Genomic DNA, 11,432 nt, shown 5'->3' on the forward strand with positions numbered 1-11,432 from the left:
TGCATAGCTTCTGGCTCTTCAATCCTCAGGAGTGGAGGTTATCGCGATTCATTGCAATTTCCATCTCAGAGGAGATGAAAGCATGCGAGACCAGCATGCCGTGGAATCTCTATGCCATAGAAATGGAGTCCTTTTGAAAAAAGTGGATTTCGATGTAGAGGCATTCCGGGAGAATAAAAATATTTCAATAGAGATGGCATGTCGGGATTTGCGGTATGACGTTTTCAGGAAAGAGTTACATGATTCCGGAGCTGACAGAATTGCCGTGGCGCATAATGCCGATGACAACGTAGAGACTCTTTTCCTTAATCTTTTCAGGGGATCCGGAGTGACGGGCCTTCGGGGCATGCTGCCTGACACAGGGGAACTTATCCGTCCGCTTCTTTGTTTCCCCCGTAAAGAGATTGAGGCCTATCTTAGCGAAAAGGGGGAGGAGTATGTAGTTGATTCCACAAATCTTGTGTCGGACTATCGGCGTAACTTTCTTAGGAATGAGATTATTCCACTGATTGAAACGCGCTGGCCCGGTGTGAGAAAAACAATTTCCACAACCATCAAGAACCTTCAGGGGGAGGAACGTGTTTTAAAATGGGTTCAGGACGAATTGATAGCAGAGGCGGATTTTCTGTCAATGCAATCCATATTCGATGCGCCCGACCGATTCTGGCTGATTTACCGCTTTGCCTCGGCACACGGAGCCACGCGAGATATCGCGCTTGAAATTTTTGATGTGTTCGAGAAAAAGGGCGGACAGCAGACAATTGTAGGCAAAAGTTGGAAATCCGGACAAGGTAGACTGGTTTTCAGCATGAAAGGGTTGAATTACATGGCTTGAATCGACATATTGATTTGCATATAAAAAAATTAATTGTTAAATTTGCGATGTCAAAAGACCCCGGCTGTCGGTTAAATCCGTTTTTCAATGCTTCAGTCCGGGTATTTCCCGATAAATCCTATTAAATTTTTTACTTTCATCGTTTCATCCCCGAGTATTTCACTGATATTCCAGATTGCGCAGTGTTGATTATAGTTTGAATAGTGGCTCATATGGATCACTCAAAGGGGTAAACGTGAAAACAGGATATAGAATCTTATGTATAGTTACGAAGAACTTATGAACATGGATGAGACAAGACTCAGAGAGCTTGCGTCTTCCATGGGAATGAAAAAAACAACTTCCGCAGATCAGCAGGAATTGGCTTATTATGTCATTGACAGTGAGTCGGAGAATACTGCAAAGGAAGCTGTGGCAAAGAACGCGGCAAAATCAAAAATTGCCAAAGAGAAGACACCTAAAGAGAAAAAAACGCGTGCGAAACGTGTTTCCAAGAAAGAACCTCAACCTGACGCCGCGCCTTCGGCAGAGAGTGTGACGGAGAATGCCGAAATTGCGAATGACACTGCTGCGGCTACAGATGCTCCCGCGCCTAAAAAGAGGGGCCGCAAACCCAAAGTGAAGGTAGAGGAGCCGTCTGAGACTGTTGAAGTTCAGGCAGAAGTCACTGTGACTGAAAACGATAAGGAAGGCAATCGCAAAAAAGCACCTGCTGAACTGGTGCATGATACATTGCCCATGGTAATGCCTGAAACAGAATCACCTTTATCTGCGGATATAAATGAACCTGCATCGTCAAAGAACGATCAGGAGGAATCCATAGTATCTCCGTTATCGGAAGTCAATGAAACCGAAGGTATCGAATCTGCGCCAAATTCCGATCACAAAGTATTCATATCGCCTAAGGCAAAGGAAAAACCCTCACTTGACGCTTTTTTTTCCAATGCAAAGCGCCGCACGTTCGTACCTCGCTCTCAGCGTGAGATACAGGAAGCGGAGAAGGCAGCGGCTGTAGCACCCATCATCATTGCTGATCCGGCTCCTGTCAAGCCTCTTTCTCCGAAGATGCAGAAGCATCTGACAAAGAAACAGCGTATGCAGCAGCGTCAGCTTGAGAAGCAGAACAATGCGCGTCAGCCGGAGACGAGCTTCGACTTTGACGGCATTCTGACAACAGTAGGAGTGCTTGAAGTAATGCCCGACGGCTATGGTTTCCTTCGCTCCAGCGATTACAATTATCTGGGAAGTCCGGATGATGTGTATGTGTCTCAGCAGCAGATCAAAGATTTCGGTCTCAAGACAGGAGATGTAGTGGAGGGTGGAATCAGACCTCCGAGACAAGGTGAAAAATACTTCCCTTTGTGCAGAGTCGAGTCTATCAACGGTCTGTCACCCGAGGTGATACGCGACAGAGTACCGTTCGAGCACCTTGTGCCTCTCTTTCCTGAAGAAAAGTTTAACCTAACAGCCGGAAGGTCAGGTAATATCTCAACCCGTGTTGTCGATATGTTCGCACCGATAGGCAAGGGACAGCGCGCGCTGATCGTGGCGCCACCGAAGACAGGTAAGACTATTCTTCTCAAGGACATCGCCAATGCAATAGCTGCAAACCATCCCGACACATATATAATCATGCTTCTGATCGACGAGCGTCCTGAGGAAGTGACGGATATGGCGCGCAGTGTGAATGCGGAAGTGATAGCCTCAACATTCGACGAGCCGGCTGAACGCCACGTAAAGATCGCGGGTATCGTTCTGGAAAAGGAAAAGCGTCTTGTCGAGAGTGGTCATGATGTAGTCATCATGCTGGATTCCATCACGCGTCTTGCGCGCGCCTACAACACCGTTAGTCCCGCCTCAGGCAAAATATTATCCGGTGGTGTCGATGCCAACGCGCTTCAGAAACCGAAGAGGTTCTTCGGTGCCGCCCGCAACATCGAGAACGGCGGTTCGCTTACAATCATAGCCACCGCTCTTACAGAAACTTCATCAAAAATGGATGAAGTGATTTTTGAGGAGTTCAAGGGCACCGGCAACATGGAACTTCAGCTTGACCGCAAACTTTCCAACAAACGGATCTTCCCTGCAGTCGACATCATCGCATCTTCTACCCGCCGTGATGATCTGCTTCTGAGTGCAGAAACACTCAACAGGATGTGGATTGTGCGCAATTATCTTGCCGACATGACATCTCTTGAAGCTATGGAATTCATAAAGAAGCGTATGGAGATGACACGCAACAATGAGGAATTGCTGCTTACAATAGACAAGTAAAACAAATGCCGGAAACATGAATACTTTCGGTAGAAATATCAGGCTTACGACTTTCGGAGAAAGTCACGGGCCGGCGATGGGGGGCATTCTCGACGGAATGCCCTCGCGCGTACATATAGATATTGCAAGAATACAGGATGATCTCGACAGACGTGCTCCCGGACGTATGCCAAATACTTCGCAGCGACATGAGCCTGATCAGGTAGAGTTGCTTTCAGGATTGTCACAAGAAGGGATTACCTGGGGTTCTCCAATAGGTTTTATCATACGCAACCGCGACCAGCGACCGGAAGACTATCTTTCATACGAGAGTAAGTTTCGTCCCAATCATGCTGATTATACGTATCATGCAAAATATGGGATTCATGACTTCCGTGGCGGAGGGAGGGCGAGTGCGCGCGAAACAGTTTCATGGGTAACAGCCGGTGCCATATGCCGTCAGTGGCTCGAGACATTCGGCATAACTGTTTCCGCACGTCTTGTGGAAACAAATGACATAGGGGAAACAGCCGGGAGCGGCGACAGCACAGGAGGTATCGTCGAAGGTCTGATAGAGGGTCTGCCGGCAGGAATCGGGGAGCCGGTATTCGACAAACTGTCGGCACGTCTTGCCTCGGCAATGATGACAATCAATGCCGCCAAGGCTTTCGAGTATGGAGACGGCTTCAGGGCTTCCGGAATGAAAGGCAGCGAGTGTCTCGACACTCCGTATCTGAACAAGGAACTGAACAAGGTATGTTTCCGCAGTAACCACTCCGGAGGCATACAGGGTGGCATATCCAACGGGATGCCTGTCAATTTCAAGGTATATTTCAAACCGACGCCTACGCTGATGAAGCAGGTTGTATCGATTGATGCAAGCGGCAATGATGTCGTGATTGAGCCGAAAGGGAGACACGATCCCTGTGTTGCTGTACGGGCGGTGCCGGTAGTCGAAGCCATGGCATTGCTTACGGTGGCGGATCTGATGAGAAGCCGCATAGACTGAAACCGCCCCCGGTTTATAAAACACCCTTATATAAAAGTTGAAAGTAAACACGCTTTTAGTAAATGTATTATACAGACTTCTCGACATATATGCAGCGGAAATTTCCGGGAGAAAAAGTGCAGAAAATTTCTGTCAACGCCGGCTTCTCCTGTCCCAACCGCGATGGCACAATCGGCACAGGGGGATGCATATATTGCGATAACTCTTCATTCACCCCCGGGTATTGCTTCAGACATAAGGATATTGCCTCGCAACTTAATGCAGGAAAAGATTTTTTTGCCGGGAAATACCCTAAGATGAAATATCTTGCCTATTTTCAATCATTCAGCAATACCTTCGGAAGGTCTGTCGATGAACTTGAAGCAATGTATAGAGAAGCGATGGGCGTTGAAGGAATTGTAGGGCTGATTATCGGCACACGCCCCGACACATTGCCGGACAAGGTTGTCGATATGCTTGCGAGGCTTAACGAAGAAATGCCGGTTATTGTTGAACTGGGTGCGGAGTCAAGCCATGATTCAACACTCGCGCTTATCAACAGAGGGCATAGCTGGCATGATGTGGAGGATGCTGTATCGCGACTCAGCCGGAAGGGGATCTCCGTGGGGCTGCACCTCATAGCCGGTTTGCCAGGAGAAAACGAAGAAATGATTCTTCAGACAGTAAAGAGGGCAGTGGCATTGCCGATCGAGTCAATAAAGTTACATCACCTTCAGGTCTTGCGAAATACAAGTCTTGAAGAGCTTATAAATGACGGGAAAGTGGAGGTCAGCCCTTTTGAAGTTGAAAATTATATTGATTTATGCATAAAAATCATTAATTTAGTGCCGCAGAATATCGCTATCGAGAGATTTCTGGCAAGTTCTCCCCCTGAAAAAGTGGTTATGCCCAAGTGGGGACTAAAGAATTATGAGTTTACTAATATGTTGAACAAGAGACTCCGGTCCGGCAAAGACTGAATCGGACTTATAATAGAAAAAAGAAAATTTGAAAATTTTTAGGATATGAAGAAATTGATTATTGCGGCAGCCGCCGCTATTGTTGCTCCGATGTCAGCATCGGCAGATGTGACTGTAAAGTTTCCAGAGGGTAAAGCGGATTCCGTATATACGGTGGAGCATATGTTGATTTCAGACATGGTGCGTCCGCGTGCGGAAAGACCGATGCCGGCAATCGACACGCTCAAATCTGTGGCGGGAATCATGAAGTTTGATGTTGATGCGTCAGGACCTGCCAATTACAGAATAAGATTCGGCGGACGAGATGCGGTCAACATTTATACTTCTCCGGGAGAGAACCTCGCGGTGATAATATCTTCCGAATCTCCGCTCGATTATATTGTCACAGGTTCTGCTCTGATGGACGGCATAACAGAGCTGCGTCAGAAATCCGGCGAAATACTCAAGCAATATCAGACAGCAGCGCAGACTGAACCGCGTGATGAGGCTGCAATGCAGAATGCCATGAATGCATACAATTCGTTGTTTAAAGACTACGCGGCATCAAAGCCTGCTGATCCGGCATCTTTGTTCGCTCTTTTGAATCTTGATGGGGAAGATTTCATGACAATCTTTGAATCGGTTGACCCATCCTTGAAGAATTCCGCGCTTTATCCTTTGGTTGAAAGCCAGAAAACATATGTGGAGAAGTCCATTGAGGCTGACAAAAAGATGAAAGAGATGCAGAATGGCAATTACGAGGCACCTGATTTCACACTGAAGAATCTGGAAGGGAAAGATGTCAAGCTGTCTGATTTCCGAGGGAAATGGGTGATCATAGATTTCTGGGGCAGCTGGTGCGGCTGGTGCATCAAGGGATTTCCGAAACTCAAGGACGCTTATGAACAATACAAGCCGGAGCTTGAGATTCTTGGTGTTGATTGCAACGAGCCCGAGGCAAATTGGCGTAAAGGTGTGGAGAAATATAAGCTTCCGTGGGTCAACGTATACAATCCGGAAGGCACGACAATTCTTTCAGACTATGCAGTCCAGGGTTTCCCGACAAAAATTATTGTCAATCCGGAAGGAAAGATTGCCAATATAACGGTAGGAGAGAATCCCGCATTCTTTGATACGCTTGCAAAACTTATAAATGAAGTAAAATAACAGCTTGACAGTTGTGAATTAAGGAACTTCCAGATATAAATGACAATCGCCCCGGCATTAAGCCGGGGCGATTGTCATTTATATCTGTCTTATACATAAAACAGGGGAGTCTATACAATGGACTTCCGACAATTTGCGGAGCTATATCCGATTACATAATTTTACCGCATGTTAAATGCTATAATTATGAATATGGAAGAGAATATGGAAATTTATCGTAAACCGGTGTTTACAAAACAGTGGCTTTGTGTAAGAGTCTTGTTTGTGACAGGTTTGTCATTGTTTATGACAATCGTGGCATGTGGCTTTGACGCCCTTGCATTAGGCAGAAAGGAGGAATTTCTTCTGAAAAAAGAGGTTTATATTCTTTTGACAGATTCCATTGATTTCTGCTTCGCACTGATATTTGTGACAATGATGACACTAATTGTCATGGAAATTGCATACCGAAGGTGTCTGAATTATCTTCAATATGGACTGACGGCATGTGCTTTGTGCATATTTTATCTGCTGTTGCTTGCAATGGCGGAAAAGATGCCGTTCTGGCTGGCATATGCTACGGTTGTGACGATGACAGTAACGCTCATCACCTGGTATTGCAAGTGTATAACGGGGAATCGAGGATTCTCAGGGCTTGTGTCTGTTGTGCTCGCGCTGGAATATGGGTTGGTACTGACATTAGTATATATAGGATCATTGGCATTGCTTATAGGAAGTCTCTCGATATTTGTACTCTTGAGTCTGTCCATGTTTCTTTCACTAAGACTTAAGGTGGAAAACAACGAGCTTCTTTTTAAGAAGTTATGAATCACGTTGACAGACTATTCATTCAAATAATATAAGAACAATGGAAAATAATATAGTCCCCATACCTGCACCACAACCGTTCCGTAAAAGAGTTTCATATGGCAAGAAGGTTTTCCTGATGGGGTTGCAATGTTTTGTACTAATGATTGGTGCGCTTATCGTATGTATAATCTCAGAAGAACGGGAATCTCGGCTTACCGATGTGTCTCAGTCAATCCATGAAGAGTGGGGAAGTGTACTGTCTGTTTCAGGACCGGAAATTTTAGATGGTACAGGAGTCTCATCACCGTTGTGTCCGGAATCTTATAAATGCGACATAAATGTGGAAAGTAGGCTGCTTCACAGAAATATCTATGAGGTCTGCGTTTTTGATGCTGAGGTAAATATGTCAGGCAACTTCAAGACAGGTAAGGTCAAGGCGACTGACGACAGCGTTAAACTGAAAGTATACGTGAACCCGAAGACTATTACAGGGCTTAAAGACGTGGTTATAAACGGCAAACCATACAAATGGTCAAAATCTTCTGATCATCTGTTCGCTATGATAGACACTGCTGATCTTACCGATGCTGTCAAGTTTGAAACATCATTCTACAGCCGTGGCAGCGGAGGCATTTGTGTTGGACAGAGGAGTAAGGAATCCGAGATATGCATCACAGGATATGCTGACAATCCATCATTCGGAGGGTCAGACATACCGAATACAAGGCTCATAGAGGGGAAAAACTTCTCTGCTTGCTGGCAGAATTCCAGCAGCAGATATGGTGACAGAAACAACACATGGGTTGCGCGAGTAGACTTTCTTGTCGGTGTAAGTTCATATCAGAAAGTGTCCCGGTCATTGAAGTATTCTTTTATCATCATACTTCTTACATTTGTCTCAGTCTTGTTCATCGAGATAATGATGAAACATCCGATACCACTCTTCAACTATTTCCTCATAGGTGCCGCACTTGTATTGTTTTATTGCCTTCTTCTTGCATTTTCAGAGCATATTGCATTCGGATATGCTTATCTGGCTGCCTCCGTCATGACAGTTGTCCTGATATCCGGATATATGTGGAGGATTCTTTCGTCAAAAAAAACAGGGATGGCGATATGCGTCATATTGACAGGCATGTATCTCGGATGTTACATAATGCTCTGTCTCGATACGTATGCACTGCTTTTAGGTGCGATTCTTCTGTTCGCAGCTTTGGCAGCAACGATGTATGCCTCACTTAGAATAAAACAATAGGAGAGTGTTTGAATTATATGTAAGAAACGGTTCCACTACCGCACGTCTCTATAGAATTATTCAAATAAGCCTCTAAACCACTTCAATAAGTCGGTGGCAATTTACGTTAATATAGAGAAGCTGTTTGTCATGTCAACTCTTCATCATAAACAGCTTCTCGTTTTTTTACAGCCTTTTGCTTATGGAATGGTTAAAGATCGCCACATCTTCAGAACTTGTGCGGATAGCTGCCGACGAGATCGTCTATATATTAGCCGATGGCAATTATTGTGACATCATGCTTGCAAGCGGCTCTACACATAAGATGACATTTCAATTGCATTATTTTGAGGATTATCTCACTCGATTGGAAAACAGATGTTTCTCACGGGTGGGACGTAGCCTTATTGTAAACAAGAAACATATTCGGGTGATTAATATTACAGAAAGAACCATCCGGTTCGGGGGGCATACAGTCTCAGACAAGGTGCCTTCGCTCAAAATGGCGAGACTGGGTAGAGATAGTCTTCTGAAGTTGAAAAATGAAATGACGAGTTATGAGGAATGAGGACAACACAGTCAATGTGAATGAAGAAGAGCGATTCGATTCAAGACCGACAGATATTCCGGTAATCGTGATCGAGCGTGACAACGGATCTTCCGCAAATCCGCGACACGGCATGTCCGGCACACCACATGGAAAGTCTACGCCCGTGTTATGGAGTGTGGTGATTATTCTCCTCATCGCTTTAGCCGGTGCAGTCCTGCTGTATGTTTTTAACAGGACTGATTCCGGAAGGCTCCCTGTAAGCGTATCAGACAAGGAGAATATCGAACAACTGAAGAGCGGGTACAAGGCATCCGCTACGGGAACGACACATTCGTCTGACAGTATTCTTGGCGTAGCTATGGATTTCTTCACTCTTGACGGATTACGAGCCTCGTTGGAAACACAGATGCCTGATACCACTGACAATTCGCTGGTGCTTTTCATGAGGTCTGCCGATTATCATCCAGACGGGAGCGTTATCGGAACTATGGTTCTGGATGGAGAAAGAATTAAAAGTAAAAACGGAACTGATAGATTAGGGTATGTGGCTTTGTCGAAAGACGGGAAGCCTGTTACTGGAGTATCGGAGTCTGACTGCGTGGCAGATTATGTCATCGGATCCGGTGGTTCGTTTTTCCGCCAATATGTACTGCTAAGTGACGGCACACTCCCTTCTGACTTTCTTCTGCATGGGAAAGTCGAGCGTGCGGCGATAGGGCGCATGGCAGATGGAACTCTTTATTATATTGTGACAAGACATAAGGAAACTATGTATGACTTTGCAGATGCCATGAGGGAATACGGAGTGGTAGATGCAATCTATATTACCGGAGGCAACTCATACCTGTTTCATAGAGACAGCAATGGTAATGTGTGCATGACAGATAATACGCGGAGTAAGATATCCAAATATTCCGAATCGACTCCTCCTGCGCCTCTTCTTGTTTTTCGCAAGGATATCCGTTAGAGACTTTGCGCATGATGTCAAATAATGTAAAAATAAAAGGAGTTCCTTTGGAACTCCTTTTATTTTTACCGTTCGCGAAGTGATTATTTCTTTGAGCGGTTGCCGTAGCGGCTGCGGAATTTGTCCACACGTCCAGCTGTGTCGACGAGCTTCTGCTTTCCTGTGAAGAAAGGGTGAGAAGAGCTTGTGATCTCAAGTTTTACAAGAGGATACTCTTTGCCGTCGATTTCGATAGTCTCACGAGACGCAACCGTAGAACGGGTGATGAATGTCTCGTCGTTTGACATATCTTTAAATACCACCTCGCGGTATTCTTTGGGATGAATGTCTTTTTTCATTTCTTTAAATACTGCAGTTAATTTGTTAAAAAAATTCTTGACAGGTCGCGATCCCGTCAAATGGCTTGCAAAGTTAATACTTTTTTTCGATATGACAAAATCTTTTGAAATCATGCCTGCTTGGTCGACCTGACGTATGCAATTTGACCATTATCTATTACCTATTTAACATAATAGCGATTATGAGCAAAATATCTGAATAATTTATCTTATTCGTTATTATTGTAGTTCCTGCTTTAAGAAAGCTGATGTTGGTGTATCTGACTTTATAAAATCCTCAGGAGTTCCTTCTGCCATTATGTAGCCTCCTTCACGACCGCCTCCCGGACCTAAATCAATTATCCAGTCTGCACATTTGACAACATCAAGATTATGCTCTATTACAACCATTGTGTTGCCTTTGTCAACAAGCTTATTGATTACTTTCATCAAAACCCGTATGTCCTCAAAATGAAGTCCTGTTGTTGGCTCATCGAGAATGAAGAGAGTCTTACCTGTATCTTTTTTGGCAAGTTCCGTTGCAAGCTTGACACGCTGATTCTCGCCGCCGCTAAGGGTGCTTGAAGGCTGCCCGAGTTTTATATATCCCAATCCGATGTCTTGAAGAACCTTAATCTTTTTCAGAATTACAGGAACATTCTCAAAGAAATCAACTGCTTGATTAACAGTCATTTCAAGAACATCAGATATTGATTTCCCCTTATATCTCACTTCAAGTGTCTCACGGTTATATCTTTTACCATGACATTCCTCACAAGGCACAAGAACATCCGGCAAAAAATTCATCTCTATAGTTCTGTATCCATTACCCTTGCATGTCTCACATCTGCCTCCTGACACATTAAATGAAAACCTTCCAGGTTTATAGCCGCGCAATTTGGAATCTGGCAATTCCACAAATAGTTTTCTTATGTCGGAAAACACTCCTGTGTAAGTAGCAGGATTAGAACGTGGTGACCTTCCTAAGGGTGATTGATCCACAGTTACGACTTTGTCTATGTTCTCTATGCCTTCAACTGATTCATATGAAAGTGGTTCCTCGATAGAACGATAAAACTTCTTGCTCAACAGAGGATGCAGCGTGCCGTTTATCAGTGAAGATTTGCCACTGCCACTCACCCCTGTGACACATATAAACTTACCTAATGGAAGATTCAGATCAACATGTTTAAGGTTGTGTCCGGAAGCACCATTGATACGAAGATATTTTCCATTACCTTCACGTCTTTTTTCCGGCACCTTAATCTCCTTGTCGCCATTTAAATACGACGACGTAAGGGTGTTTGCAGCGAGAAGCTGTGACGGCGTGCCTTGAAAGACCACCTCTCCCCCATGTCTGCCGGCTCCGGGAC

10 protein-coding genes and 1 pseudogene are annotated in these 11,432 nt (G+C 44.9%); 9 read left to right on the forward strand and 2 right to left on the reverse strand.

Features of this window, described 5'->3' with window-relative positions:
• Positions 1-31 precede the first annotated feature (31 nt).
• The 9 genes from tilS (at position 32) to JX312_RS03630 (ending at position 9,742) form a co-directional block, all read left to right on the forward strand.
• The gene (tilS, locus tag JX312_RS03590) at positions 32-835 is read left to right on the forward strand and encodes a tRNA lysidine(34) synthetase TilS (protein WP_204457101.1); all 804 of its coding nucleotides are present in this window, start codon (positions 32-34) and stop codon (positions 833-835) included.
• A gap of 258 nt (positions 836-1,093) precedes the next feature.
• Positions 1,094-3,109, forward strand: a complete 2,016-nt coding sequence (rho, locus tag JX312_RS03595; protein WP_204457102.1) for a transcription termination factor Rho — start codon at positions 1,094-1,096, stop codon at positions 3,107-3,109.
• A 16-nt stretch (positions 3,110-3,125) separates the two neighbouring features.
• On the forward strand, positions 3,126-4,097 hold the full coding sequence (locus tag JX312_RS03600; RefSeq protein WP_204457103.1) for a chorismate synthase: 972 nt from the start codon (positions 3,126-3,128) through the stop codon (positions 4,095-4,097).
• Positions 4,098-4,159: 62 nt separating this feature from the next.
• A complete protein-coding gene (locus JX312_RS03605) occupies positions 4,160-5,056 on the forward strand; it encodes a TIGR01212 family radical SAM protein (RefSeq protein WP_123404708.1) in 897 nt (298 codons plus the stop codon).
• Positions 5,057-5,101: 45 nt separating this feature from the next.
• On the forward strand, positions 5,102-6,202 hold the full coding sequence (locus tag JX312_RS03610; protein ID WP_123404706.1) for a TlpA disulfide reductase family protein: 1,101 nt from the start codon (positions 5,102-5,104) through the stop codon (positions 6,200-6,202).
• 192 nt (positions 6,203-6,394) lie between these two features.
• Complete coding sequence (locus tag JX312_RS03615) at positions 6,395-7,009, forward strand: inner membrane CreD family protein (RefSeq protein ID WP_204457104.1); 615 nt, start codon at positions 6,395-6,397, stop codon at positions 7,007-7,009.
• Positions 7,010-7,049: 40 nt separating this feature from the next.
• The gene (locus JX312_RS03620) at positions 7,050-8,246 is read left to right on the forward strand and encodes an inner membrane CreD family protein (RefSeq protein ID WP_123404701.1); all 1,197 of its coding nucleotides are present in this window, start codon (positions 7,050-7,052) and stop codon (positions 8,244-8,246) included.
• Positions 8,247-8,427: 181 nt separating this feature from the next.
• Positions 8,428-8,793: a LytTR family DNA-binding domain-containing protein gene (locus JX312_RS03625; RefSeq protein WP_123404699.1), complete on the forward strand. Its 366-nt coding sequence runs from the start codon at positions 8,428-8,430 to the stop codon at positions 8,791-8,793.
• Entirely contained in the window at positions 8,783-9,742 is a 960-nt protein-coding gene (locus JX312_RS03630; RefSeq protein WP_123404697.1) for a phosphodiester glycosidase family protein, read from the forward strand. The genes JX312_RS03625 and JX312_RS03630 overlap by 11 nt, the downstream gene beginning before the upstream one ends.
• A gap of 83 nt (positions 9,743-9,825) precedes the next feature.
• On the opposite strand, the gene JX312_RS03635 is transcribed toward JX312_RS03630, so the two are convergent.
• On the reverse strand, positions 9,826-10,080 hold the full coding sequence (locus JX312_RS03635) for a type B 50S ribosomal protein L31 (protein ID WP_123404795.1): 255 nt from the start codon (positions 10,078-10,080) through the stop codon (positions 9,826-9,828).
• A 219-nt stretch (positions 10,081-10,299) separates the two neighbouring features.
• Positions 10,300-11,432: pseudogene (locus tag JX312_RS03640) on the reverse strand (excinuclease ABC subunit UvrA); the annotation flags it as partial.

It is taken from the genome of Barnesiella sp. CU968 (assembly GCF_905219685.1).
GTDB classification, from domain to species: domain Bacteria; phylum Bacteroidota; class Bacteroidia; order Bacteroidales; family Muribaculaceae; genus Lepagella; species Lepagella muris_A.